Annotated in this window: 20 protein-coding genes and 4 tRNA genes; 11 read left to right on the forward strand and 13 right to left on the reverse strand. The window is 41.8% G+C overall.

Going from position 1 to position 25,320, the window contains the following annotated elements; translation table 11 throughout:
• Positions 1 to 915 (reverse strand): hypothetical protein, encoded by a 915-nt coding sequence (locus tag ACT3QP_RS04370; RefSeq protein ID WP_444524608.1) that lies wholly within the window; start codon positions 913 to 915, stop codon positions 1 to 3.
• 326 nt (positions 916 to 1,241) lie between these two features.
• Between ACT3QP_RS04370 and ACT3QP_RS04375 the strand changes: the two genes are divergently transcribed.
• The 7 genes from ACT3QP_RS04375 to ACT3QP_RS04405 all read left to right on the forward strand — a co-directional run bounded on the left by ACT3QP_RS04375 (position 1,242) and on the right by ACT3QP_RS04405 (position 6,665).
• Positions 1,242 to 1,317 (forward strand) — tRNA-Gln (locus ACT3QP_RS04375).
• A 236-nt stretch (positions 1,318 to 1,553) separates the two neighbouring features.
• A tRNA-Gln gene (locus tag ACT3QP_RS04380) sits at positions 1,554 to 1,629 on the forward strand.
• Positions 1,630 to 1,738: 109 nt separating this feature from the next.
• Complete coding sequence (locus ACT3QP_RS04385) at positions 1,739 to 2,686, forward strand: ribose-phosphate pyrophosphokinase (RefSeq protein WP_192518570.1); 948 nt, start codon at positions 1,739 to 1,741, stop codon at positions 2,684 to 2,686.
• A gap of 414 nt (positions 2,687 to 3,100) precedes the next feature.
• Positions 3,101 to 3,781 (forward strand): 50S ribosomal protein L25/general stress protein Ctc, encoded by a 681-nt coding sequence (locus ACT3QP_RS04390; protein WP_192518571.1) that lies wholly within the window; start codon positions 3,101 to 3,103, stop codon positions 3,779 to 3,781.
• A gap of 327 nt (positions 3,782 to 4,108) precedes the next feature.
• The gene (pth, locus tag ACT3QP_RS04395) at positions 4,109 to 4,690 is read left to right on the forward strand and encodes an aminoacyl-tRNA hydrolase (protein ID WP_444524609.1); all 582 of its coding nucleotides are present in this window, start codon (positions 4,109 to 4,111) and stop codon (positions 4,688 to 4,690) included.
• Positions 4,691 to 4,786: 96 nt separating this feature from the next.
• Positions 4,787 to 5,167 (forward strand): aspartate 1-decarboxylase, encoded by a 381-nt coding sequence (gene panD / locus ACT3QP_RS04400; protein ID WP_192518573.1) that lies wholly within the window; start codon positions 4,787 to 4,789, stop codon positions 5,165 to 5,167.
• 517 nt (positions 5,168 to 5,684) lie between these two features.
• Positions 5,685 to 6,665 (forward strand): calcium/sodium antiporter, encoded by a 981-nt coding sequence (locus ACT3QP_RS04405; protein ID WP_444524610.1) that lies wholly within the window; start codon positions 5,685 to 5,687, stop codon positions 6,663 to 6,665.
• 39 nt (positions 6,666 to 6,704) lie between these two features.
• Here the strand turns inward: ACT3QP_RS04405 and ACT3QP_RS04410 are convergent, their stop codons facing one another.
• The 3 genes from ACT3QP_RS04410 to ACT3QP_RS04420 all read right to left on the reverse strand — a co-directional run bounded on the left by ACT3QP_RS04410 (position 6,705) and on the right by ACT3QP_RS04420 (position 7,932).
• Positions 6,705 to 7,367, reverse strand: coding sequence for an RDD family protein (locus ACT3QP_RS04410; protein ID WP_444524611.1), 663 nt, complete (start codon positions 7,365 to 7,367; stop codon positions 6,705 to 6,707).
• A 213-nt stretch (positions 7,368 to 7,580) separates the two neighbouring features.
• Positions 7,581 to 7,657 (reverse strand) — tRNA-Arg (locus ACT3QP_RS04415).
• A gap of 185 nt (positions 7,658 to 7,842) precedes the next feature.
• Positions 7,843 to 7,932, reverse strand: a tRNA-Ser gene (locus ACT3QP_RS04420).
• 467 nt (positions 7,933 to 8,399) lie between these two features.
• On the opposite strand from ACT3QP_RS04420, the gene ACT3QP_RS04425 reads away from it, so the two are divergent.
• Positions 8,400 to 9,194 (forward strand): hydroxymethylpyrimidine/phosphomethylpyrimidine kinase, encoded by a 795-nt coding sequence (locus ACT3QP_RS04425; protein ID WP_444524612.1) that lies wholly within the window; start codon positions 8,400 to 8,402, stop codon positions 9,192 to 9,194.
• 108 nt (positions 9,195 to 9,302) lie between these two features.
• Here ACT3QP_RS04425 and ACT3QP_RS04430 read toward each other — a convergent pair whose 3' ends face one another.
• From ACT3QP_RS04430 to ppx, 5 genes are all read right to left on the reverse strand, one after another.
• Positions 9,303 to 9,872: a YggT family protein gene (locus ACT3QP_RS04430; protein WP_444524613.1), complete on the reverse strand. Its 570-nt coding sequence runs from the start codon at positions 9,870 to 9,872 to the stop codon at positions 9,303 to 9,305.
• Positions 9,873 to 9,998: 126 nt separating this feature from the next.
• Complete coding sequence (proC, locus tag ACT3QP_RS04435) at positions 9,999 to 10,832, reverse strand: pyrroline-5-carboxylate reductase (RefSeq protein ID WP_444524614.1); 834 nt, start codon at positions 10,830 to 10,832, stop codon at positions 9,999 to 10,001.
• A gap of 368 nt (positions 10,833 to 11,200) precedes the next feature.
• Positions 11,201 to 12,835 (reverse strand): tRNA lysidine(34) synthetase TilS, encoded by a 1,635-nt coding sequence (gene tilS, locus ACT3QP_RS04440; protein WP_444524615.1) that lies wholly within the window; start codon positions 12,833 to 12,835, stop codon positions 11,201 to 11,203.
• A gap of 202 nt (positions 12,836 to 13,037) precedes the next feature.
• Positions 13,038 to 13,841, reverse strand: coding sequence for an acetyl-CoA carboxylase carboxyltransferase subunit alpha (locus ACT3QP_RS04445; RefSeq protein ID WP_444524616.1), 804 nt, complete (start codon positions 13,839 to 13,841; stop codon positions 13,038 to 13,040).
• 186 nt (positions 13,842 to 14,027) lie between these two features.
• Positions 14,028 to 15,554, reverse strand: a complete 1,527-nt coding sequence (gene ppx / locus ACT3QP_RS04450; protein ID WP_444524617.1) for an exopolyphosphatase — start codon at positions 15,552 to 15,554, stop codon at positions 14,028 to 14,030.
• Positions 15,555 to 16,025: 471 nt separating this feature from the next.
• Here ppx and ACT3QP_RS04455 point away from each other — a divergent pair, with 471 nt between their 5' ends.
• Positions 16,026 to 16,355, forward strand: a complete 330-nt coding sequence (locus tag ACT3QP_RS04455) for an Mpo1-like protein (RefSeq protein ID WP_444524635.1) — start codon at positions 16,026 to 16,028, stop codon at positions 16,353 to 16,355.
• Positions 16,356 to 16,523: 168 nt separating this feature from the next.
• Here ACT3QP_RS04455 and hemL read toward each other — a convergent pair whose 3' ends face one another.
• From hemL to ACT3QP_RS04475, 4 genes are all read right to left on the reverse strand, one after another.
• Positions 16,524 to 17,825, reverse strand: coding sequence for a glutamate-1-semialdehyde 2,1-aminomutase (gene hemL, locus ACT3QP_RS04460; protein WP_444524618.1), 1,302 nt, complete (start codon positions 17,823 to 17,825; stop codon positions 16,524 to 16,526).
• A 173-nt stretch (positions 17,826 to 17,998) separates the two neighbouring features.
• Positions 17,999 to 18,151, reverse strand: a complete 153-nt coding sequence (gene cydX / locus ACT3QP_RS04465) for a cytochrome bd-I oxidase subunit CydX (RefSeq protein WP_444524619.1) — start codon at positions 18,149 to 18,151, stop codon at positions 17,999 to 18,001.
• 27 nt (positions 18,152 to 18,178) lie between these two features.
• A complete protein-coding gene (gene cydB, locus ACT3QP_RS04470) occupies positions 18,179 to 19,315 on the reverse strand; it encodes a cytochrome d ubiquinol oxidase subunit II (RefSeq protein WP_444524636.1) in 1,137 nt (378 codons plus the stop codon).
• Complete coding sequence (locus tag ACT3QP_RS04475; RefSeq protein ID WP_444524620.1) at positions 19,308 to 20,906, reverse strand: cytochrome ubiquinol oxidase subunit I; 1,599 nt, start codon at positions 20,904 to 20,906, stop codon at positions 19,308 to 19,310. Before ACT3QP_RS04475 ends, cydB begins: the two co-directional genes overlap by 8 nt.
• Positions 20,907 to 21,615: 709 nt before the next feature.
• Here ACT3QP_RS04475 and cydD point away from each other — a divergent pair.
• Together cydD and ACT3QP_RS04485 are read left to right on the forward strand one after the other, a co-directional pair.
• Positions 21,616 to 23,511: a thiol reductant ABC exporter subunit CydD gene (cydD, locus tag ACT3QP_RS04480; RefSeq protein WP_444524621.1), complete on the forward strand. Its 1,896-nt coding sequence runs from the start codon at positions 21,616 to 21,618 to the stop codon at positions 23,509 to 23,511.
• Positions 23,508 to 25,301 (forward strand): amino acid ABC transporter ATP-binding/permease protein, encoded by a 1,794-nt coding sequence (locus ACT3QP_RS04485; protein WP_444524622.1) that lies wholly within the window; start codon positions 23,508 to 23,510, stop codon positions 25,299 to 25,301. Before cydD ends, ACT3QP_RS04485 begins: the two co-directional genes overlap by 4 nt.
• Positions 25,302 to 25,320: the final 19 nt, after the last annotated feature.

Here is a 25,320-nt window from a genome sequence, read left to right on the forward strand (position 1 = left end):
TTACAATTCTGAGCTTGGTTTCGATAAAATACCTATCACATACCAACACATCCAAGCTATACCAAGATATATCATTGATAAACCAAATTTTTGCATAGCCAAATGTGTTATGCCTGCCAAGCCAGCGCAAATTACTATAGGGAAAAATATAAAAATACCAATTGCACCTGCACAACCCATCTCATTATTAGCTAATTCTTGATGTTTTTTTAATGCTTGCTCTTTTTCAACAGACATCTTAGGTGTGGCTTGTCTAAGCCGCTTATCATGCTTATAAAACCAATAACTAGGAATGCCAAATAACACAAAAGTTAAAAACCATTGACGACGATTCGTACGCTGCTCTACCTTAAAATAAGCAAGCTGATCTTCATAACTGTATACCTTTTTGCCATCAACGCTGATTTCATATACAACATTGCCAACCCATGTATTTGGTTGATAGAGGATATCAGCGATCTGTCCAGAATAATCATAGGCTTTACTACAACTATCACGGTCATGATGTTTACAATGTAACCTTGCACCCCTAATTAGCAATGATGAGGAAGTGTGCTTACCTACTCGATAGTTAACTGCACCATCTGGAATAATGCCACTCATTCGTTCTAGACTGGCTTTATCTTCAATAATTTTTGTAAAAAATATACCTGATGTCATGCACGATGCAATAAATGCAATAATTATAATGAACGGTATAAGACGAGTGACAATGTTATAGCCTTTGCTCGAAAGATTAGGCTTGAGGTAGTTTCGCGTTATTGAAGCAGATAAAACTAAAAGAAAAAACATGTAGGATGAAATTGTAGGCTCAGCGATAAAAACACCTAGCACTGGGAATACTATTGCATAGATAAGGCATGTATAAAAAAACTGCTTCGGTGTTGGTTTAATGAACCACTGTTTTATGTCCAAAAAAATATTCCTTACTGGCTATTTATATAACTATACTTAGTTACCTTCTACTGAGAGCTAAGAAAACTATAAAACTTGAGTCTAGAAAAACATCCTAGACCAAGCTGTATAAGATATCTACAAAATTCTACTAATGACCTTAAATAAGTACATGATTAGAATTTTGAGCCAGATGTACCCCGATAAAATACTCCTTTGATAACTGTGACTAACACTCCGATTTTCAGTACTTACCTATCAAAACCATCTCATTACGAATAAAAGCCATAAAAAGGCGCAAATAACTTGCAAAATCTGAAAATTTACTTATAATAGGTCGCCTAAATAGGGGTATAGCCAAGTTGGTAAGGCATCAGGTTTTGATCCTGACATCCGTTGGTTCGAGTCCAGCTACCCCTGCCATTTTTAAGCTCGAAGTGTTTGATATGTACCTATTATAAGTGAGTTATAAAGCATCACTTATTTTATTGTCATTGACAACGCCATCCCAGTTTCGGTATAGTTCGCAATGAACACCGCTAGGGAAAAGTTATGTTTTAGACAGTTTGTCTGTTTTTCATATAACTGACAGGTCGTTACGCTATTCTAAGAATAACTATTTATAGTTATGTATTAGACGTATACAATCTAGACATTACAGGGGTATAGCCAAGTTGGTAAGGCATCAGGTTTTGATCCTGACATCCGTTGGTTCGAGTCCAGCTACCCCTGCCATTTTTACTGTAATAGTAGTCTTCAATTATTTTCACCACTCTTTTCTTAATTTGAGCAGTTTGACACTGCTTAGCGGTCGCTGCTTGAGTCAATCAATAGGACTTCTGTCATGCCTTATTTGGCGATTTTTACGGGTAATGCCCACCCTGAATTAGCGAAAACCGTAGCCGACCATCTCCATATACCTCTTGGTAAAGCTGACATCACGCGTTTTTCTGATGGCGAAATTGCCGTGGAAATCAAAGAACACGTGCGTGGTAAAGATGTGTTTATCATGCAGCCTACTTGTGCACCGACCAATGACAATCTGATGGAAATCATGATGATGGCTGACGCCTTGCGTCGCTCTAGTGCCGGCCGCATTACAGCTGTTATGCCTTACTTTGGTTACGCTCGTCAAGATCGTCGTCCACGTTCAGCTCGTGTACCTATCTCTGCTAAAGTCGTCGCTGACATGCTAAATATCGTTAGTATCGATCGCGTGATGACGGTTGATTTACACTCAGATCAGATTCAAGGTTTCTTCGATATTCCTGTAGACAACATCTATGGTACGCCTGTATTACTAAACGACCTACAAAAGCAAGATTATGACAACATCATGGTAGTCTCACCTGACGTTGGCGGTGTGGTTCGTGCACGTGCAATGGCTAAGCAGTTGGGTGATACCGATATGGCGATTATCGATAAGCGCCGTGCTCGTGCTAATGAATCACAAGTTATGCATATCATCGGCGACGTTCGTGACCGTGATTGTGTGATTGTTGATGATATGGCTGATACTGCAGGAACACTATGCAAAGCTGCTGAAGCATTGAAGGCAAATGGTGCTCGTCGTGTCTTAGCATATGTCACGCACCCCGTCCTATCAGGTAATGCGCTAAAAAATATTGGCGAGTCTGCACTTGATGAGTTGGTTGTTACCGATACGATTCCATTGTCTGACGCCGCAAAAGCATGTAGTAAGATTCGCCAAGTAAGTATCGCACCGATGCTCGCAGAAAGCTTACGCCGTATCAATAACGAAGAATCTATTAGTGCAATGTTTGACGACTAACATTTAAACCATCGGCATTACTTATTTTTTAATAGCAATGCTCGTCGTAAAATATTTAAATACTAAAAAACAGCGTCAAGTATCATTACTTGGCGCTGTTTTTTTATATGCGTCTTTTGCGTAGGTCTTTATTATTACTACAAAATCACGTATAATGCGCGCCTGTGCTGACCGTTTGATTGATTCAATAAGGTTGGCATTACTAAAAGTGCTGATCACGCTTAAAAGTAACGACTCCCACGATGACCATCATCATGAGAGTTTCTATTATAAGCAAATGGCTAAGCGTCAGTATTGTGAGCTTTGCTTACCATGCTAAATCACGCATAGCTATCATCACGTATTAGTGGATTGGTCGCAAATCCACTTTTTTATGACCAGACACTTCATCATTCTTTTTATAGGATTATATCCATGAGCATTAACCATTTTGAGCTAAACGCAGTTGATCGTTCTGCTGAACAACAAGGTAAAGGTGCGAGCCGCCGCCTACGTAAGCAGAACCTAGTTCCTGCTATTATCTATGGTGGCAACGAAGAGCCAACATCAATCTCTATCAAAATTAACGAGTTGGTAAAAGCACTTGAATTCGAAGCATTTTTCTCACACGTTTTGACCATCAATGTTGACGGTGTAGAGCATCAGGCTGTTATCAAAGACTTACAACGTCACCCTGCTAAAGGCTTCCCAATGCATGCTGATTTCCAGCGCATTGTAAAAGGTCAGAAAATTCACATGAATGTTCCTGTGCATTTCACTGGTCGTGAAGAAGCGCCAGGTACTAAAGCTTCTGGTGTTCTATCAACACTAGTATCTGATATCGAAATCGTTTGCCTACCATCACTACTACCTGAATATATCACAGTAGACGTATCTGGTATGGAAATCGGTGATTTGTTACGTTTATCAGATATCAAACTTCCTGAAGGCGTTGTCATTCATGAGCTTGAGTTAGAAGACGGCCATGACCGTACTATCGTTAACATGCAGCCACCAACAGTTGAAGAAGTTGATACAGATGCTGAAGAAGTTGATGCAGCTGATGTACCTGCTAGTGCGCAAGGCGAAGCTGAAGATAACAAAGACGGCGAATAATAACCGACTGTTAGGTAGCAGTTTTGTACTTGTTACTTAATAGTAAGTTGATTTAGTCAAAAAACAGCAGGTGATGAATATCTCCTGCTGTTTTTGTAAGTAAGATTTGGGCATAATATAAACCCTAAATATTCAACACTTATAGTCAAAATATTTTTAAATCGCTACAGTGCTGCTGTGATAAATTTTTCGCAGCCTCTGTGAATACAGCAAGCAAGTAAAATTTGTACCAGTAGCACCATAATACAATCGTATCGGTTTTATGTTTCTTTGACTGTATATATTCAAAATTACCACTCATTTATTAAATTCAAGCAGGGTATTTTTATGGCCATAAAACTTATTGTCGGTCTTGGTAATCCTGGTCAGCAGTATATGTTTACACGTCATAATGCAGGATTTTGGTTTGTCCATCATTTGGCTCAACAGTTCAATATTACCCTCTCTCCTGATAAGAAATTCCATGGTGTAACAGGACGCGGACAAATCTATGGGCATGATATTCGTCTATTGATGCCGCTCACGTTCATGAATAAGTCTGGCGAATCAGTGGTACCAATGGTAAATTTCTATGGTATCCAAAATGATGAATTGCTAATCGCCCATGATGAGCTAGATATTCCAGCCGGTAGTATCAAACTTAAAACCAATGGCGGACATGGTGGTCACAATGGTTTACGTGATATCACGCCGCATATCGGTAATGACTTTCATCGCCTGCGCGTGGGCATTGGTCACCCTGGACACAAATCTAAAGTGAGCGGCCATGTCCTGTCCAAAGCCTCTCCAGATGAGCAAATTGCCATTGATAGCGCTTTGACAGCTGCTTTTGAAGCTTTACCATTATTGTTAGACGGTGACATTGAAAAAGCCCGCTCGCAAATAAATGGCTTTAAACTGCCTGAATAATAGGATAGCTCAAAGATAAATGCCTTTTATTTTAGCCAGTTAATCCCCATTAAATCTTTGATTTAGTTAATATCAGTTACGCTGAGGAAGCAACCTATGCAACTTACTATGCTTAAATGCAAATTACACCGTGCTCGTGTCACCCATGCTGAACTACACTATGAGGGCTCATGCGGTATCGATGGTGATTTGTTGGATCTTGCTGGGCTACGCGAAAATGAGTCTATCGACATCTACAACGTAACCAATGGCAAACGCTTTCGTACCTACGCTATCCGTGCAGAAGCTGGCTCTGGTATTATCTCGTTAAATGGCGCTGCAGCCCATATGGCAGATTTGGGCGATATCGTTATCATCTGTGCCTATGCCCAGTTTGAAGAAGCAGAAGCCGAAACCTATAAGCCAAAATTGGTTTATTGTAACGAAGACAATACGGTTAAAGACACTGCAAATATTATCCCAGTACAAGTGGCTTAATCATCATCTAAGGTGCGATTACGCTTGATTATGAGCTTTCTAGTATCACTAGCAGTCAGTAATTAGCATTAAAGTATTCAAAAGCTGAATCTACATTGGGTTCGGCTTTTTTTACATTTATTTATCCATCTAGAATACCATTCCAAAAACTTGCATATATGAGGTCTGTTGATTCAATTTAAGATTAGGGCGTGTCTTCATTTCAAAAATGATGATAAAAATGAGATAAATTGCCGTTAAACAAGAAAAATAGCGCAGATAATATCGGGATATTGACCAGCTATTTGACGATGTTTAGCCAGTTTTAGCCCGTTTAGATGACTATCGGGTGAATTGAAGACACGCCCTAGTACGAAGCAACCAGCTGCTGATGATACAAGTAGTATATTTAGAAAGGGTAACGCTGTAGCAGTCTGGTAGTTCTCTGACTATATTGCTAAAACGTGCTAAACAAAGTTGACAGCATAAATCATCGCTTTATCTTGGATAACAAGATAATAAAAAAGGAAAATTATTAATGTGGTTGGCAGTCATTGCAGTACTGGTCGGTTTAGGAATTTTGGTTTGGAGCGCTGATGTATTTATTGATGGTGCAACAGCACTGGCAAAAAAATTCAATGCACCAAGCTTTTTGATTGGGGTGATCATTTTAGGCTTGGGCACTTCTGCGCCTGAAATGGTCGTGTCCGTATTAGCAGCATTAAATGGTAATCCCGAGCTAGCATTGGGTAACGCTTACGGCTCGAATATCATCAATATTGCTTTAGTATTGGGTGCAACCGTACTCATCAGCCCTATTATCATCCATAAGGGCATTATAAAGCGAGATCTACCGATACTGCTATTGATTACCGCTTTGGCTGCTTGGCAGCTGCGTGATGGTCGATTAGACCTAACCGATGGGCTAATATTATTGGCAATGTTGATTATTGTTTTGGGTATTCAAATTGTGCTCAGTTTGCGCGAAGGTAACTCAGAAAATAAAGAGGGTACCGCAGAAAGTGCAAATGATGCAGAGCTCATGCATACCAGCTTAATACGTGGTTTGGGCAGTTTGTTTATTGGCTTATCAATGCTAGTAGCAAGCTCACAAGCCATCGTCTGGGGTGCTGTTGAGCTTGCAACGCTTTGGGGGTTAAGCGAGCTAGTGATTGGGTTAACCATTGTCGCAGTTGGCACATCGCTACCGGAGTTAGTCGCGAGCTTGTCAGCAGCACGCAAAGGTGAGCATGATATGGCCTTGGGTAATATCATTGGCTCTAATATATTCAACACATTAGGCGTTGTCGGTCTTGCAGCACTTATCGCCCCCATCACTGCCAATCCCATTATATTGTCTCGTGACATATTAACAATGGGAATAATCACCCTACTACTCGCCGTACTGTGCGTTTTTGCCTTTATCACCAAACGTCCATTCGGTCGAGCTTCTGGCACAATACTGATTTTATTCTTTATCGGTTATACGCTATGGCTCATGCAAACCGTTAATATGTAACATTGACCATTAACACTGCTATAACAATGCAAAGATGTGCTAATTATTTTTCTTACGATTTTTAAAGCCTTTCCATAGCCCTTCATGTGCCACTTTTGGCATTTTTAGGGTTATGGTGTTTGATAGCATATCCTGCACTGCTAAGCCGCGACGATTGAACAAGCAAAATGCATAATTAAAAATAAAACCCAATAAAGCACTGGTTAACAATATCTGACGTGAGCCACCAATCAAGCTACCAATAATGCCAAAAAGTAATGGCATTAAGCACGCGGCCAAAATACGTTTAAATGACTGTCCCCATGTTAATAAATAACCTGAGTTATCAACCGTTTTTAAACGCCAAGTTTGCATACCCAGTGTCTGCCCACCACGACGCCAAAATAGTCCATAGAATCCTACTAACGTCAGTACAAAAGACGGCGTCATAATAAGGTTTTGATACCATGTTGGTAGCGATTGGGCTTGCGATGAATCTACACCCGAACTCATCGTCATTAAGGTGCCAAGCACTACCAATATAGTGCCTACCAAAAATAACAATGCCAAAATCAGCATGCCATCATAGAGGATAGCCACCACACGAGTCATTGGCTTAGCAATCGTAGGCTCTTCGTCAGACGTTTGCTGCATAGAAGAATTACGTTGAGGATTTGATTTCGTGGTAGCTTTGGAGGTTCGTTTAGATAAACTTTTTGACATGGTACAAGCTCATAGCAAGCAATGAATAATAGCCCTATTGTACCGTAATTTGCGGCCGTATCGTATATTATCCTAGGATGCTATCTCGCCAAAGGTAAAGTCATATGAGAGAGTCATTAAACATAAAATACAGACATAAAAAAACCGCCAAATTGTCATAAGACAGGCGATTGATTTAATTTTTTTAGCTTAACAAGTAAGCTAGTATGCAAATGGTGCGCCTGGAGAGATTCGAACTCCCGACCCCTTAGTTCGTAGCCAAGTGCTCTATCCAACTGAGCTACAGGCGCGTATTTTGCATATCATTTACTGAATCATTAACAATCAATTACAGCAAATTAGGTTGGTCATTATATAGATAATATCGCTTGTGTCAACATTTTTATGAGTTAAATTCAAATTATTTTTGAATGAAATACTAAAAATATAATTAACGCTTATTTTTGCAATACTACTCTAACAACAACTGAATAAATGGCGGTGAAGGAGGGATTCGAACCCTCGATACGCTTACACGTATGGTTCCTTAGCAGGGAACTGGTTTCAGCCACTCACCCACTTCACCTAACGATTTAAGACACTTATCAAAATATTTTCAATAAACAATATTTTTTTAAACATAGTATCAATGCTAATGATACGTCTTATGTCGTGGGCGAGTATTATAACAAAGCCAAAATGAATTGCAAGCATTGTCTACAGTTTTAATGCAGCTTTTATCATAATTCTTTATTTATATGACTTTATACTCTTTTTTACGACCAAAACACCAATAATTACTGATAAAAAATTCATATTTAAGACGTTTAGAATGCTTTCTCATACATTTTTTATCTATAGCCTGGTTGTCTATGTTCAATATCTCTTCTGCTATGGCTTTTTTAGCAATGGGTGGCTATAGTATTTGTCAGAACATTCATAACTAGACATAACAGAGCGCTACTAGCTTATCAAAGCTGTGACCTAGATAAGATAGAAATCGGCGGTAATGCGCATGTTTTACTTATTTCAAAATATATTAAAGGACATTTTATGCGACCAGTGGTGTTGTGTTTTTCAGGATTGGATCCCTCAGGTGGTGCTGGATTACAAGCAGACATTGAATCCATCGGCCAAGCAGGTGCTCATGCAGCTATCGCCTGTACGGCAATTACTATACAAAACTCACAGCAGGTATTTGGCTTTGATGCTTGTGCTGCGAGCTTGGTAAAACAGCAAGCTGAAGCAGTGCTCGGTGATTTGCCTGTCAGGGTCATTAAATCAGGCATGCTAGGTACCACAGATAACATTGCCATGCTGACTCAATTGTTTGCCGAGCAGGTTATCACTGCTGATACGCCTTTTGTATTAGACCCAGTATTGGTCGCCAATAGCGGTGGCAGCTTGGGTGATGAGCAAACCTTGGTCACTGCGTTTAGAGCACTGCTCCCCTATGCAACCTTAATCACCCCAAATACTCATGAGCTACGTGCCTTAAGTGGTGAGCAAGACTTACATACTGGTGCGCAAAAACTATGCGCCCAAGGTACCCATGCCGTGTTGGTCAAAACATCACATGATTTTGATAGCGGTGATATCGAGCAGTATTTATATATAAAAGGTGAAATGGTACATCAAAGTACTTTGCCGCGCTTAGCAGGTGAGTTTCACGGTTCAGGCTGCTCATTGGCCAGCTTTATCGCTGGACGCTTAGCGTTGAGCGACGACCTTGTTGATGCAGTGAAGGCCGCAGACAGTTGGATTACTCAGACACTACGCGCAGCTGATACACCGCACCCTGATGATAGCAATGCTCAATTGATACCCAATCGTTTTTTCCACCACTGATTTGCTCTGTGTTTATTAGACAATAAGCAGATATAAAAAAGGCACTCTATTTATATAGAGCGCCTTTTTTGGGCTATCAATCACTCTTAGAGAGTAATAAGTCTTGATTTAACCTAACATGGGCACAAAGCTCGCTGCCAAACCACCTATAAATATCTCAAGTAAATAGAACGCCAAGAAAGCTACCATCGGTGATAAATCAAGCATGCCTAAGTTTGGTGTAATACGACGAAACGGTGCTAGGATTGGCTCTGCAAGATTAATAATAATACCAATAATCGGATGCTGAGATTGCGTAAATACTACAATCCAACTAACGATAATAGACCCGATCACCAAGTAGCGACACATACGCAAAAAGTCTAGAACCAAGCTAGTAGTACCAGTAAAAAATAACGGTACAGGAGCAATACCATGGTGCGTCAATGCTGCTTTACCAGAGATGTCAATCAAACGGATCAAAAACATCAACACAATCGCGGCAAGACTAATACGACCTTGACCAACGGTTGGAAAAATACGTCCAAAAACATCGACGATATGAGTCGCTTTATAAGCGGGTGCAATCATAGGATTGCTGGCATCCATACCTGCAAACTGCAGCATAAAACGAATAAATACCAACATCATGGCGAAGGTGGTGACCAAATCAAAGATTTGAAATAACATATTGTTCATGAAGTGCTACTCTATGTGACATTATTAACAGGTCTTAAAATGACAAACGTCATGGTCAGATACTTGGTATTACAGCTTAGGCGTATCATTGCAAAATAGAAAATGACACACCTCAGGTATGCAGAACTATTTGCTCATCTCTTCACTAAGTGCTTGGCTACGGTCAGAGCAAGCTTTCATAGCCTCACCAATTTGACGGCCGATCTCATTAGCTTGCATCGATTCAACTGCGGCTTGAGTCGTACCCTTTGGCGAGGTAACCTGGCGACGTAATTCAGCAGGTTCGTCATCACTATTCATTGCCATTTTTGCAGCACCTAGCATGGTTTGCATTGCCAGTGCTGACGCTTGTTCTTTGTCTAAGCCTAACGCAACTGCACCATCGATCATGGACTCAAGAAAGTAGAACATATAAGCTGGCGCTGAACCTGATACAGCAGTTACCGCATGCATCTGCTCTTCGTTATTGACCCAAATAACCAATCCCGAAGCTTCTAACACTGCGGTTGCTAGCTGCTTTTGTTCCGCAGAAATATCGTCAGTACCATACAACCCTGTCGCACCCATTTGAATCATCGAAGGCGTGTTTGGCATCGCGCGCACAATGTTGTCATAACCACCCAACATGTCAGACAAAAGCGCTGTCGACAATCCTGCTGCTACCGAAATCACCAGTTGATTGTCTAAAGCATCCGCAAACTCACCAACCACCTGTCTCATGACTTGCGGCTTGACCGCCAATATTACGACGTCTGCGCCAATCACAGCATCTTTGGGATTTTCGCTTGCATCAACCGTATTCATTTGCTGCTTATCGTACTGCTCGCGCGTCTCTTCGCTGGGTGCTGATACCGTAATAAGCTCGGGCTTGACACCACAGCCAATAAGACCACTGATAAGCGCTTTTGCCATGTTGCCGCCGCCGATAAAACTTATTTTTTTATTATCTAATACTGACATTGCTACTCCCTTTTGCCAAAACTTAAAAATACTCAAACTAACATAAGCTTATGTAAAATGACGTCCAGTTTATCATACTGCTACTAAGGCATGTCCTCAATCTGAACGCTAAACTATAAATGGGCTAAAAATGGTTAAATCATTGCCAAACTGCGTCAAGTAGCTTGCTAATATCTCGATATTATCTGTACTATTTTCCTTGTTTGACCGCTATTTATCTCATTTTTATCGCCATTTTCAAAATGAGGACACGCCCTAGAGCCGTTTGATAAATTCAATAAGCCATCACTGTCAATATATTATAAAAAACTCAATAAACTGAAAGACTTTAATGCCACTATCAAACGACTCCTGAAGCCTCATTAGGGTTAGGGTTTTGCATTCAGATTTAACTTGCTTACTATCAGTTTAGTCAATTGATTACCAAAAGTTACTTTATCTATATTTGAGTCATTAGTACTTGAGGTAAAACAGCTCAATAGCCAACTCTCAAAAGGCGATACCAGCAATAAAGGGAACTCTACAGGCAATGCCTCTTTGCTCGCTGGCAAAACAACACTAACCACGACCAAACTTTCACGCAACCATGATGGAATACCAAGCGTTTGATAGAGCTTCTTGCCAGATTGTGGGCGAGATGCTAGTGCTGTTTTTACGCGCTGATGACGAAGTAATGGTGTTATTTTTAATACTGGCTGACCTACAGTTTCAAGCACTGTCTCGGCTTTATCACTATCTAATAATTCTTTATCACAAGCCAGCAAGGCTTGACCAAGCACATTTGTCTGAAGCTGTAATTGCCACATAACACTTTGACCATGACGTAAGGTAATACACACAGGTTGGTCAGCCGCGACACTCGTATCAGGTAAAGAGGACTGAGGTAGTATCTGCATTTGCTCCGTCAGCGGTATCTCAAACCATGCCAACCATTCACGGCTCAGCCGGTACAACTGCTGACGGTATCGACGGATAGTATAAGCACGTTTGCGACCTTGCCAAAACAGCTCAGTCTGATGATTTTGGTCAGTGCGCTGCGCTAAGTTCAATACGTCATCTATCAGTTGCTTTGCAGGCGGTAATGGCTCATCTTGACCGAGCCAATAGTGTAATAATTGACGTTGGCGATAACTCGGTAATTCGTTTAGCTCGTCGATATTGATAACGCGCTGTGCAGGTGGCAACTGTAAAGAAGCAACCGAGGCTTGGGAAGCTTGTTGCATATCCTGCGCCGCCTGCATACTGACAGTCGCCTGAGCATCGTTTAATAATTGTGCACTACGAGCAATATTATCAATCACGTTTGAGTTATATTGTGCCAATGCTGGCATAACATCACGGCGCAGTCCGCTACGGACATTGTCACCGGTATCATTGGTTGGGTCATCAATATATGGTAACTGTAAACGCTTGGCGTAGGTACTAATATTAGCGCGCTGTATGGTGAGCCAAGGTCGCCATAATACGATCCGATGTGCGCCCTGTGTGTGTACACGCCACGGCTGCATACCAGATAAGCCTTTTACCCCAGCCCCTTGAATCAATCGCATTAATACCGTTTCTGCTTGGTCATCGGCATGATGCGCTAACAATAAAACATCATCTTGGTTCATACGGGCACGCATTACGTCATAACGGGCTTGCCGCGCCGCTTGTTCATCATGACCATTCACTTGCGCTTGTAAAACCTGACACGGTATCTGTTGCATCGCTGCCCACTTGGCCACATGTATAGCCCAAGCGTTACTGTCTGCTTGTAAGCCATGATTCACATGCAGGAGCTGCGGTAAAAATGGCAATTTATCTTGTCGATAGAGCTGCACACACAGTGCTGCCAATGCCAATGAATCACGACCACCACTACAGGCTAGCCAGATGCGTCGTCCATGCAGCTGTTCACCATACTCAGCCATACTATTTAAAAAAGCTGCTGCTAGCTTATCATCAGCAGGTAATTCAGCGATTGGCTCGATAGCGTAAGAGAGGATTGCACTGCTGGTCATAATTAACCTTATTTGCTTACTATGATTTATGGAATTACTAGAATGGTATTACTACGGTAATCAAAACACAGATTTATCGACACAAAAAAACGCGCCATTCAATGACACGTTTTGATTTTAGCATTAAGTCTAAGTATCTAATATTAAAAGCCGAGCATTCATTCAGTCAAAAAATAAACTGATAGGATGTGATATTAGCTCATTAGGCAGGTAACATTACTTCTGAATTGAATGATTTAAGCTTTTGGTAACGTAGCTCGCAACGCTCTTGCGCATCCAAACCTTTAAGCTCATCTAGCTGCTCAGCAATGAGCGCTTTCAATGCAATCATCACTGGCTGCGGCTGCACATGTGCGCCCTCACCTTCTTCAATCACAGCATCAATTAAGCCCATCTGATATAGATTGATAGCGTTTAATTTCAATGCTTCACTGGCATCTTGTGCTTTTTCAGCCGTTTTCCACAAGATAGAAGCACAACCTTCAGGAGAGATAACCGAGTAGATACTGTTTTGCAGCATGTTTACTTTATCACCCACACCAATGGCTAATGCACCACCTGAACCGCCTTCGCCGATAATGGTCACGATGATAGGTACTTTTAAGCTAGAAAATACTGCAATACTTTCCGCGATGGCTTGCGCTTGACCACGCTCTTCAGCACCGATACCAGGGTATGCACCTTGCGTATCTACAAAGGTCATGACAGGGATATTAAAGCGCTCAGCCATTTTGACCAAACGAATCACTTTGCGATAACCTTCTGGATTTGCCATACCGAAGTTATGAGCAATTCGCTCACGAGTACTGCGACCGCGATGTTGACCAATCACCATTACTGGCATACCGTTGAAACGAGCCAAGCCACCAAGTATGGCTTTATCATCGGCATAAGCACGATCGCCATGCAGCTCATCAAACTCGGTAAACAACTGATTAACATAGTCCATAAATAATGGACGCTTGGCATGTCGTGCAAGCTGCACACTATCCCAGACAGTGCTCATAAACGCTTCCCTTTAATAATTATATTTAACAATGGCATCATTATCGATGTTCAGACAATAAAAGTACAGTTGTAAACTCAATAAAGGCTATAGTAGCACATCTTATTTGGTATGACATTATCAACAAAGTTGCTTTTGTTACACCTATCTTTGGCTCAATACTAACAACAGTAACAAACTCAAACTTTATGCTTCAACCACGCTCAGCTTTATGCCCCATTTAGCAAATTGATCAATCTCGGTGTACAAGTCCGGTAGTAAGAAAGCATAATGCTCACTGCTATCGGCAACAGTGATTTGCCAGCAGTTATCATTCATAATTGTGAGTTGTAATGCTGGTAATTGATAATCGCTGCGACTGTGATGCGCCAGTACGGCAAGACGCAACAATAAACAGAGATAAACGAGTTGAACACCACCAATAGTACATGCTTGCTCAAGCATATCAGCTTTGAGCTTACGACGATGGTTGAGCATCAACTGCGCCATACGCTTTTGATCGACTTGCGAAAATCCTGGAATATCCGAATATTCGAGTAGATACGCACTGTGTTTATGATAACTGCTATGACTAATTGCCAATCCTATCTCGTGCAAAAAGGCAGCACGTCTAAGCAAGTCACCATCATCGCTGCTAAGACCAAGCTTATCTTGTGCTTGCTCAAACAAATAACGACTGGTTTCAACCACTTGCTTGGCTTGTTTCTTATCGCCTGAATAACGTTTAATCAGCGCCATTACACTGCGATCACGCACATCTTCGCTAACAAAACGCCCGAGCATATCGTACATCACGCCTTCACGTAACGCGCCATCGGAATATGCAATGGTCTCTACGCCTAACACATCCATAATAGCAAGTAGCACTGCCACTCCTGCTGGAAAGACTGATTTACGGTGTTCTTTGACACCTTCTAAATTAATATCATTGATATCACCAATTTTGAGCAGTAATTTCTCTAATTTCTTGACGCCTTTATGAGTAATGCACTCTTGCTCATCAGCCCAGCCTTTAGATACAAGTACGTTACGTACGGCTTTAATCGTACCACTTGAGCCGACCACACTACTCCAACTCATCTTTTGATAGCGACCACTAATCGCTAACACTTGCTTGCGAGCATCTAAGGTAGCGTTGTTGAACGCATCTTTAGTGATTTGTCCATCGGAAAAATACTTTTGCGTAAAGGCAACACAACCCATTTGTAAGCTTTCAGTCAGTAGCGGATCAAACTCTTGACCAATAATAAACTCTGTTGAACCGCCACCGATATCTATAACCAAGCGTTTGTCACTACTAGCGTTAGTATGAGAAACACCCAAATAAATCAGTCGAGCCTCTTCACGCCCTGCAATAACCTCAATTGGCTTGGGTAAAATTTTATTGGCACGAGCAATAAAGTCATTTGCATTTTTGGCCTGTCTTAAGGCGTTGGTCGCAACTATCCGAACACGCTCAGGTGGTACCGAATCCAAGCGAGCAACAAAACGACTTAGACACTCAAGACCGCGCTTTTCAGCTGCCGCACTTAAAATTTTATTTTCGTCCAATCCCGCAGCAAGCTGCACCTTTTCAGACATAGAGACTACTTTTCGCACCTCACCATGATCAAGACGCGCAATGGCTAAGTGAAAACTGTTGGAACCAATATCAATGGCTGCCATCATCTCGTCATCAGCAAGTGGTAGGTTTGTAAGGTGTTCAATAGGCATAAGTGACATCGTTACCGTGTTAGATAAATGAAAGAACAGAAGCTAGCATCAGAAAATTAGTGTGCAAACATCACAAGTACATAAGACAGCGACGATGATAGTGAAACCCACACACATCAATAAGGTTTTGCCATTAAAGCATTTATGCCAAACACTGGCAAGTGACACAAAAACAGGCTGAAATGGCAAGCACATCATAAGCTGCTTGATAAAACCAGCGTAACATCTAATACTTGTGTTAATAATATTGGTTTGCTACATTGAAAGCCACTCATATTATAATAAATAACAGTCACTTACTGACTATTTATAAGTATGCAGCAAATAAAAGGGTTTTAAGGCGTATTGAATGTTTATAAATGAACAATAGCCATTTAACTTTGTACTATATTAGCAAGGAAGCTAAAAATGAACCAAACTGCCACACAGAGGAAGGTCAAAGCCACTGGTACTCAATCTAGCAAGAGTGTAATGAAAGCCAGTACACCCATCAAACAAAAATTTTATGATTTCTACTTGGACGAGCATCAAAACATGGCTTGCCGACGATTGCACTTCGCAGGCAGTAGTTTTGGCTTATTAGGTTTAGCAAAAGCTGTCAAAATTGGGTCACCAAGACCATTACTGAAAGGCATTGCTGCAGGTTATGCTTGCGCGTGGGTTGGGCATTTTTTCTTTGAAAAAAATAAGCCGGCTTCCTTTAAATCTCCCTTAAAAAGCTTTGCCAGCGACTTTCGTATGTATAGCGATGTGCTGCGTGGTAATTTAAGCTTGAGAGACCGCAAGTTTGATAAACCGTGATAAGCATATATAGTTAACGAACTGTAGGCTGTGTTAGCAGCAGCTCGCAGAGACAGAACACTTTTTTGACATAAAAAAACCAGCATAAATTATCATACTGGTTTTTATTAGATTTTATCAAACCTAGCTTTGACGGTTTAAAACAAGCCAGAAAGCTACTTTATAACCTTAAGCCTTTGCCATGTCAGCAAATATCTCATCAGCGGCTTTGATTGAGGTATCAATATCTTCATCGCTATGCTTGATTGACATAAAGCCTGCTTCATAGGCAGATGGTGCCAAATAAATACCACGATCTAGCATACCGTGGAAGAAGGTATTAAACACCTCCATATCGCACTCTGTCACGTCGTCAAAATTCTGAGGTACAGCCGTCTCATTATCTTTAACAAAGAACATGCCAAACATGCCACCCAGTTTGTTGGTGCGCAGGTTGATACCATGCTTATCGGCAGCCTCTTGAAAACCATCAACCAAACGATCTACTTTCGCTGCCAATTCATCATAAAAACCTTCTACCGTTAAGTCTTCAAACATAGCGATACCAGCGCGCATGGCTAACGGGTTACCTGATAACGTGCCAGCTTGATAAACGCCGCCAAGTGGGGCGATACAAGACATGACTTCTTTTTTACCACCAAAAGCACCAACTGGTAGACCTGCACCGATGATTTTACCAAAGCAAGTCAAGTCAGGAGTAATACCGAAGTGTGTTTGAGCGCCACCAAGACCAACACGGAAGCCAGTCATCACTTCATCAAAAATCAATACCGCACCATTAGCAGTACATTCGGCACGCAACGTATCATGGAATTCTTGTGTAGGAATGACCATGTTCATGTTACCAGCGATTGGTTCTAAGATAACACAGGCAATCTCTTCGCCCCATTTCTCAAAACAATCTTTAATCGCTTGCGGATTATTATAAGGAATCGTAATCGTGTGCTTGGCAAAGTCAGCTGGGACACCTTTTGACGTTGGCTCACCAATATCAAGCATGCCAGAACCGGCTTTTACCAATAAGCTGTCTGAGTGACCATGATAGCAGCCTTCAAACTTAACGATTTTGTCACGCTGCGTATAGCCACGAGCCAAGCGAATCGCGCTCATGGTAGCCTCAGTGCCCGAGCTGGTCATACGAATCATCTCGACACTCGGAACGATGTCGCAAATTTTATCAGCCACGGTGGTTTCAAATGGCGTGGGTGTACCAAAGCTCAAGCCATCATCGGCTGCTTTTTTAACGGCATCGATTACTTTGGGATGCGCATGGCCTAAAATCATTGGTCCCCAAGACCCAACATAATCAATATAGGCGTTGTCTTCTGTATCATAAATTTTACTGCCGTTAGCGCGGTGCATAAAAATAGGCGTGCCACCTACCCCAGCAAACGCGCGAACAGGTGAGTTAACGCCGCCCGGAATATGCTTGCGAGCTTGGGCAAAAAGTTGTTCGTTTTTAGTACTCATAGTCATGACTCTTTATTATATTGATAAAAAATATCGATTAAACGGCTTGGTGCGCCTATCTTAACAAAAAAAAGTGAGCTCATCTGAGCTCACTTTGTATCTAACTAATAAAAACCTATTATAAAAACAGCTATCATTCAGGCGCTTTACCAGAATAATTGACCACTGTTTTACTAAGGTAGTTTCTCAGGTTCAGGTGTTTCCTGCTGCTTCTTTTTAGGAGAAAATGATTCTAAGCGACCTTGCTCATGCTCTAACCAAATTGCATTAACAATGGCCAATAACACTGCGAATCCTAACCCCAGTACCCAGGCGAAATACCACATATTGTTCTCTCCAAATTAGTAGACCGTTTAGTAAAGCGTGTGATCATTTTCACGGATATAAGCGGCAGTGACTTTACCGCGCATGACGCTATACGCCCAACTGGTATAAATCACAATGAGTGGTACAAAAATAGCCACAGCATAGAGCATAATCATTAGTGTTAAGTGACTAGAAACACTATCCCAAATCGTCAAGCTAGAGTTTGGAAAGGTTGATGATGGCATAATGAATGGGAATAATGCGATACCTGCCGTCATGATAACACCTAATACGGCGATACTTGAGCTAACAAACGCTGTCAATGTTTTGCCGATTTTTAATAACATAACCGTTACTAATGCCATCAATACACCCAATGCTGGGAAGGCCCACGCCACTGGATAAGTCGCAAAGTTAGTCATCCAACCACCAGGCTGCGAAACCACTTCTTTGCTAAGCACATTCGGTAGGCCAGCTGGATCAATTGTTGATGTAATGACATAACCATCAAGCGTTTGTACCCAAAAACCAGCCCCAACAAACAATGCGACCATCACCACAGCAGAAATCATGGTGTAACGAATCGTACGTGTTTGAATAAGACCTTCTGTACGATGAGCTAAATAGGTACCGCCTTGCATGATTAACATGGTAGCACTGACTAAACCACAAAGAATAGCAAACGGACTTAATAGTTGCCAAAAACTGCCTGTATAAGTCGATCGTAACGTATTATCAAAGCTAAATGGCACACCCAAGAATAGATTACCAAAAGCAACACCGAAGACCACCGCAGGTACAAATGAGCCTACAAACAGCCCCCAGTCCCATGCATTACGCCATCTTTGGTCTTTAACCATGCTACGATACTTAAACCCAACTGGTCGAAAAAATAGTGCCCATAAAACCGCCATCATCGCCCAATAGAAACCACTAAACGCCGTTGCATAAACCATAGGCCAGGCAGCGAATAATGCACCACCTGCAGTAATAAACCAAACTTGGTTGCCTTCCCAATGTGGTCCAATCGTATTAATAACTAGACGGCGTTCTTCATCATTTTTACCAATGAATGGCAATAGGGTACAAACCCCCATATCATGCCCATCCATGATGGCAAAACCAATTAGCAGCACACCAACGATCAGCCACCACATTATTTTTAATGTTTCATAATCAAACAACATGAGTCACCTCCTGATCCGCGGCAGTCGGCGTTACATTGCGAGGTGTCTCGCCATCATAACGTCCCGTACCCAAACTTGCTGGCCCTAACTTCACGTATTTGATCATCAAGTACATCTCGATAATCAACAAGATGGTATAAAATCCAACAAACCCAGCAAGCGACAAATAAACATTCGCCACACCGATATTCGATGTTGATACATAAGTTGGCAGTACACCATAAATAGTCCAAGGCTGACGACCATATTCAGCGACAAACCAACCAAGCTCAGCTGCTATCCAAGGTGCTGGTAACATCACAACAGCCCATTTAAGTAACCATGTTTTTTCAGCAAACGTTCCTTTAAAAGTAAACCACAAGCTGGTTAAGAATAACGCCAACATTAAGAATCCAAGCCCTACCATAATACGGAAAGACCAAAACATCGGTGCTACCTTAGGAATGGTGTCATCTGCGGCTTTCTGAATCATTTCAGGTGTGGCCTGTGAGACATCAGCGGTATATTTTTTAAGTAGAAGTCCAAATCCTAAGTCATCTTTGACCTTATCAAACTCAGCCCTTAATGCCATATCATCTGGCGTTTCACGCAGTTGCTCTAATAGTCCTACCGCAGTGATACCAGTGGTAATGCGTTCACGATTTAATTCTTTAATATCATGTATACCAGGGATTTCTGTATCCAAAGAACGCGTACCGATCAGTCCCATCGCATAAGGAATCTGCACTTCCCAGTTATTTTTCTGCTCTTCTTCGTTAATACTAGCAATCAAATTGAACGGTGCTGGCGCAGGCTCAGTGTGCCACATCGCTTCCATCGTCGCCAATTTGGTTTGTTGGGCTTTACCAACGGAATAACCTGACTCATCGCCCAGTACAATCACACTACAGATAGACGCTAGACCAAAAGCCGCTGCTACCTGAAAACTGCGCTTGGCAAATTCGACATCACGTTTGCGCAGCAAGTATAAGGCTGAAATAGACAACACAAACAATGAGCCCACGACATAACCTGCCGATACCGTATGCACAAATTTGTTTTGGGCATCCGGGTTAAATAGAATGGCTGAAACATCAACCATTTCCATGCGCATGGTTTGATAATTAAACTCAGCACCGACAGGGCTTTGCATCCAGCCATTGGCAATCAAAATCCATAATGCTGAAAGATTGGTTCCGACTGCCATCAAGACAGTAACAACCAAATGTTGAAAGCGAGACAATCTGTCCCAACCAAAAAAGAATAACCCTACCATTGTAGATTCAAGAAAGAAGGCCATCAGACCTTCAATGGCAAGCGGCGCACCAAAAATATCACCTACATACTGTGAATAATAAGACCAGTTGGTGCCAAATTGAAACTCCATGGTGATGCCCGTCGTGACACCAAGCGCAAAGTTAATACCAAATAACTTGCCCCAATAACGCGTCATATCCTTCCACACTTGTAACCCTGTGGTTACATAGACAGCCTCCATAATTACCAGGAGCCAAACCATGCCTAACGTGAGTGGAATAAACAAAAAATGGTAAAGCGCTGTCACCGCAAACTGCAAGCGGGACATGTCTACTAGATGTTCAGTAATCATACCAAACTCCCTAAAAATAAGGGCTTACCAGCACAGTTCACTATCAAGACAAACACCCTGTATGTTATATCAGAGATATTTATCTATTGAATATATTTAATTAACTTAGCTACTAGCCCTGCGTTACCCATAAGATTGAGCCTTTTTGGTACCAATATTCATTTATGTTTGTCACCACTATTCTTAAAAGCTGCAAACACTTGGTTAAATATAAAGTAGTACCAAAAAAACCAACAAGAAGCGAAGCAATAACCACTCTATTAGCCCTAATAAAATGGCAATAAGATAAAAACAAAAATTCTAAACTATTAACAATTACAATATATTTAATAGTATAATGTTTAAGCTAAATCAACACAAGCATTTAAAACCACATAAATTATGTGGTTTTAAGCCTGAATTATTACATAGTTTACAGAAAATTACATCCTCGCCATAATGTCAGCACTCTAAGCCAGAGCATTTTAGACCCTGGTAAGCCAAATACTATGAAGGCTTACTAAGATAATGTATCAATAATACTTGTCAGTCACGTCTGTTCTACTGATACTATGACCGTCTGATAAACTGATGGTAGTGTATATTTATATCTATAAATAATGACTCAAGAGTATAAAATTTAGCGCTGGTTAGTCCATGTAGATAATCATCGATTGAGTTGAAGATATACCCTATTATTTTAACTTCTACTGTGCCGGCAGATAATACTATGGCAACACTTTCGAATGCCGAGAAACGGTTTCTCAAAGAGCTTGTAGCATCGGTCAAACGTCCTCTTAACTTAGCTTGGCTGCTGACTATCATCAATACATTGCTGTTTGTCTACCAAGCATGGCTACTTGCCAGCCTTTTTAGCACTTGGCTTCACAACTATTTTAATGAGTTACCACTCGCCACTAATGTCAATAACTATTGGCTTGCAGCGCTAACAGTTTGTTTTATACTACGCCCACTGCTCAACAGTGGACGCGAGCTCATTAGTAGTCGCGCCAGTTTCAAAGTACGCAGTGATCTTCGAGAGTCTTTATTGTCAATCATGGCAAAACTAGGGCCAAACCTACGCTATTTTGGTAGTGATGGCAGTTTATCTAGCCAAATTATTGACCAAACTGATGCGCTAGATGGTTTTATCCGCAGTTTTAGTGTGCAACGCAAGGTTGCTGCCAGTACGCCTATTATTCTATTGATTGCTGTCGCATGGCAAAGTTGGGTTGCCGCAGCCCTCCTGCTGTTGACCGCCCCTTTAGTACCTATATTTATGATATTGATTGGCCATTTAACAGCCAGTAAAAGCGCGGATCAATTTACTGCATTGGCTCAGCTTAGTGGTCGCTTTTTAGATTGGGTACGTGGTATGCCAACATTAAAGCGCTTACAAGCCACTGATATAGCAGGCCATGACTTAGCCATTAGTAGCGAAGATTATCGCCGCCGTACTATGGATGTACTGAAAATTGCCTTCTTAAACGGTGCTGTCTTGGAGCTACTGGCCGCACTGAGCATTGCGCTAGTGGCCGTTTATCTTGGCTTTGGCTTAATTGGTATTTTGCCGTGGGATAAAGGTCATGTACCAGTACCATACTTTGGCGCATTGTTTATCTTATTATTAGCGCCTGAGTTTTATTTACCATTGCGCCAGCTGGGTGCTGACTACCATGCTAAAGCAGAAGCTGAAGGCGCTATACAAAGCTTATTGCCGATTATTGAAGCGGCAAAACCAGTGAGCACTACTGATACAAATGACAACAATCATAAGTTTGATCCTAATATAGATACTGCTGGTTCAACGTCATTAGATGTCTACCATGCTTTCGGTATAAAGCTGTCAAACCTAAGTATCCGCAGCCAAATAATCACCTCGACAAAGTTAGACAATCAACTGCCATCTGATTCTACATCAGATACTCAGTCCAGCCTCAAACCCATTTATCGAACCCGTCTGGCACCCACTACTTTTAATATAAAAGCGGGTGAACGGGTCGCTTTGATTGGCGATAGTGGCAGTGGTAAATCAAGTCTGCTCCAAGCATTGATGGGCTTTGTGCCTTATGAAGGTGACATCACCTTCATGAATGCTAATGGTACTAAGCAAGTGCCTTATCACCATATTGACCCAGAGTTACTACGACAAAATATAGGTTATTTAGCACAGCAAGTGGCACTGATGCCGTTAACGATTGCAGAGAATTTGCGCCTAGCCAATCCTAAAGCAACAGAGCAAGAGCTCATTAAAGCACTTGATGTGGTGGCTTTATGGTCGCTGATTCAACGTTTACCTAACGGTATCAACACTCAGCTTGGTGAGCGTGGACAGGGGTTATCGGGTGGTCAGCAGCAGCGCTTAGGCATCGCTCAACTACTACTGCGTGATGACAGTCTTTGGCTACTCGACGAACCAACCGAGCATTTAGATCCTGATACTGCCCAACATATTCATGCTTTACTTGAAACGGTTAGTCGTAATAAAACGGTATTGTGGGTAACACATGCGCATGAACAACTGGATTGGCTAGACAATGTGATTCAACTATCACTACCATTATCGGCTAACCACCAAACTCTCGATGATAATGAACCACCTAATCAGTTAGGAGGCGCACAATGAGCCAGCGTATATCACCTAACCCGCATGAACATCAGATGACGGATAAGCATTTACCAGCTTTTCGGTTGCGGGATATGTTCAAGCCGTCATTTGATTTATGGCTCATCTCATGGCTGCTAGGATTGATATTTGCCATTTCTATCATCGCCTTGCTGATGATATCAGGCTGGTTTATCACCAGTGCCGCTTTAGCAGGTATGCTGGCCGTTGGCTCACATGCTTTTAACTACATGGTGCCAGCAGGAATCATACGCATGCTAGCGATGGCTCGTACAGCCAGTCGCTATGGTGAGCTAATGGTCTCGCATCATGCGGTGTTTGGTTTATTAAAAACTCTCAGATTAAACTTCTTTAGTCGCTTGGCGGCTAAACCTTTAGCAGAGCAACGACAAGCTCTACACTCCTCTCAATATATGCATCGACTGGTCAGCGACATCGACAAGCTTGATGAGTTCATACTTCGGGTTATTTCCCCATGGTTGATTAGCACCATAACGATGATACTGCTGGCTGTTTTCATCGGTTTTGTACTGCCTATCAGTACCCTATTAAAGCTGGTTATCTTTGCTCTACTAACACTAGCACTACTCCTACCCTTGTGCGCCAGCTACTTAGGTATAGCTCAAGCACAACGGCTGGCTGAAGCATCTGAATCTCGCCGCCATAAACTGCTTGCACCGTTAGCAATCATTACCCAACTGCTTTTATGGCAACAATGGTATACACAAACCAAAGACTATACGGCTCAAGACAATGCCTTACAGAAGTTAGAGTGGCAGGCACAGAAACAGCGATCAGGTTATATTTTAGGTATTCAATGGCTCTTTTATTTAAGCATTTTAGCGGTGTTGTTTGCTGTTGCCACATCAGATACAAGTGCCTCCTTCAATGTACCATTAATATTAGCAGTGATACTTGGGCTACTTGGTATTCAAGAGATCGTTGTGCCTTTAGGTCAAAACTATCTATCACTAGGAAACAGTATTGCCGCCAAAAATCGTTTGAATGCTTTGCTAAAGCAACAGTCTGATAGTGCTAATATGACAAAAGACAAGGTAAGCAAAGTGGATGCCACAAACGAGCCTGCCGAAATAAACGTACCTCACCCTTCATTACCACTGCCTACTGATGTACTCACAGCAGAGCTGAAAAACGTCTATGCAAAAATACCCAAAGCATTGGTGGGTGCTCAAAATGTCAGTGCTTCTATTCAATCGGGCACACCGTTGATCATTCGCGGCCCTTCAGGATGCGGCAAGTCCACACTACTACAAATGCTCGCGGGTGAACTACCTGCCTTATCAGGTGAGGTGACTTTAAACGGTAAAGCTTGGAATGATTACGATTGGAAAGATCAACTTGGTTACTTAGGCCAGCAGCTCGATATTTTTGATCAAAGTTTGGCAGCTAATTTACGTTTGGGAAAGGCAAATGCCTCTGATGCTGAATTGATTGCGGCTTTAGATAAAGTTGGGCTTTCATCGTGGTTACAAGCACAGCCACAAGGGCTTACCACGCCACTCGGCGAATATGGTGCAGCTATTTCTGGTGGTCAGGCAAGACGTATCGCTTTGGCAAGACTGTTGCTCAAACCGCGGCGAGTATTATTGCTCGATGAGCCATTTGCTGGTCTTGATACAGATACTCGAGCACAGGTGTGGCAAAATGTGCGCGCACATCAAAAAAATGATTTATTAATTATCGTCAGCCACCATGAGTGGAACATGGGACACTGTAAATCATTAATACTAGAGGAAAGTGTATTTACCAGTGACCTTGCATCCACGTGAGTGTAAACATATTGATAAT

Source organism: Psychrobacter sp. AOP7-B1-24 (assembly GCF_052376215.1).
Taxonomy (GTDB): domain Bacteria; phylum Pseudomonadota; class Gammaproteobacteria; order Pseudomonadales; family Moraxellaceae; genus Psychrobacter.

What these genes read in the sequence shown, in the direction of transcription:
- proC (WP_444524614.1), bottom strand. Translation starts at nt 10,832, where the DNA reads ATGTCAGTATTAGATAATAAAAAAATAAGTTTTATCGGCGGCGGCAAC.
- cydD (WP_444524621.1), top strand. Translation starts at nt 21,616, where the DNA reads ATGGCAACACTTTCGAATGCCGAGAAACGGTTTCTCAAAGAGCTTGTA.
- ACT3QP_RS04410 (WP_444524611.1), bottom strand. Translation starts at nt 7,367, where the DNA reads ATGTCAAAAAGTTTATCTAAACGAACCTCCAAAGCTACCACGAAATCA.
- ACT3QP_RS04425 (WP_444524612.1), top strand. Translation starts at nt 8,400, where the DNA reads ATGCGACCAGTGGTGTTGTGTTTTTCAGGATTGGATCCCTCAGGTGGT.
- ACT3QP_RS04445 (WP_444524616.1), bottom strand. Translation starts at nt 13,841, where the DNA reads ATGAGCACTGTCTGGGATAGTGTGCAGCTTGCACGACATGCCAAGCGT.
- pth (WP_444524609.1), top strand. Translation starts at nt 4,109, where the DNA reads ATGGCCATAAAACTTATTGTCGGTCTTGGTAATCCTGGTCAGCAGTAT.
- ppx (WP_444524617.1), bottom strand. Translation starts at nt 15,554, where the DNA reads ATGCCTATTGAACACCTTACAAACCTACCACTTGCTGATGACGAGATG.
- ACT3QP_RS04475 (WP_444524620.1), bottom strand. Translation starts at nt 20,906, where the DNA reads ATGATTACTGAACATCTAGTAGACATGTCCCGCTTGCAGTTTGCGGTG.
- ACT3QP_RS04385 (WP_192518570.1), top strand. Translation starts at nt 1,739, where the DNA reads ATGCCTTATTTGGCGATTTTTACGGGTAATGCCCACCCTGAATTAGCG.
- cydX (WP_444524619.1), bottom strand. Translation starts at nt 18,151, where the DNA reads ATGTGGTATTTCGCCTGGGTACTGGGGTTAGGATTCGCAGTGTTATTG.
- ACT3QP_RS04485 (WP_444524622.1), top strand. Translation starts at nt 23,508, where the DNA reads ATGAGCCAGCGTATATCACCTAACCCGCATGAACATCAGATGACGGAT.
- hemL (WP_444524618.1), bottom strand. Translation starts at nt 17,825, where the DNA reads ATGAGTACTAAAAACGAACAACTTTTTGCCCAAGCTCGCAAGCATATT.
- panD (WP_192518573.1), top strand. Translation starts at nt 4,787, where the DNA reads ATGCAACTTACTATGCTTAAATGCAAATTACACCGTGCTCGTGTCACC.
- ACT3QP_RS04390 (WP_192518571.1), top strand. Translation starts at nt 3,101, where the DNA reads ATGAGCATTAACCATTTTGAGCTAAACGCAGTTGATCGTTCTGCTGAA.
- ACT3QP_RS04430 (WP_444524613.1), bottom strand. Translation starts at nt 9,872, where the DNA reads ATGAACAATATGTTATTTCAAATCTTTGATTTGGTCACCACCTTCGCC.
- ACT3QP_RS04405 (WP_444524610.1), top strand. Translation starts at nt 5,685, where the DNA reads ATGTGGTTGGCAGTCATTGCAGTACTGGTCGGTTTAGGAATTTTGGTT.
- tilS (WP_444524615.1), bottom strand. Translation starts at nt 12,835, where the DNA reads ATGACCAGCAGTGCAATCCTCTCTTACGCTATCGAGCCAATCGCTGAA.
- ACT3QP_RS04455 (WP_444524635.1), top strand. Translation starts at nt 16,026, where the DNA reads ATGAAAGCCAGTACACCCATCAAACAAAAATTTTATGATTTCTACTTG.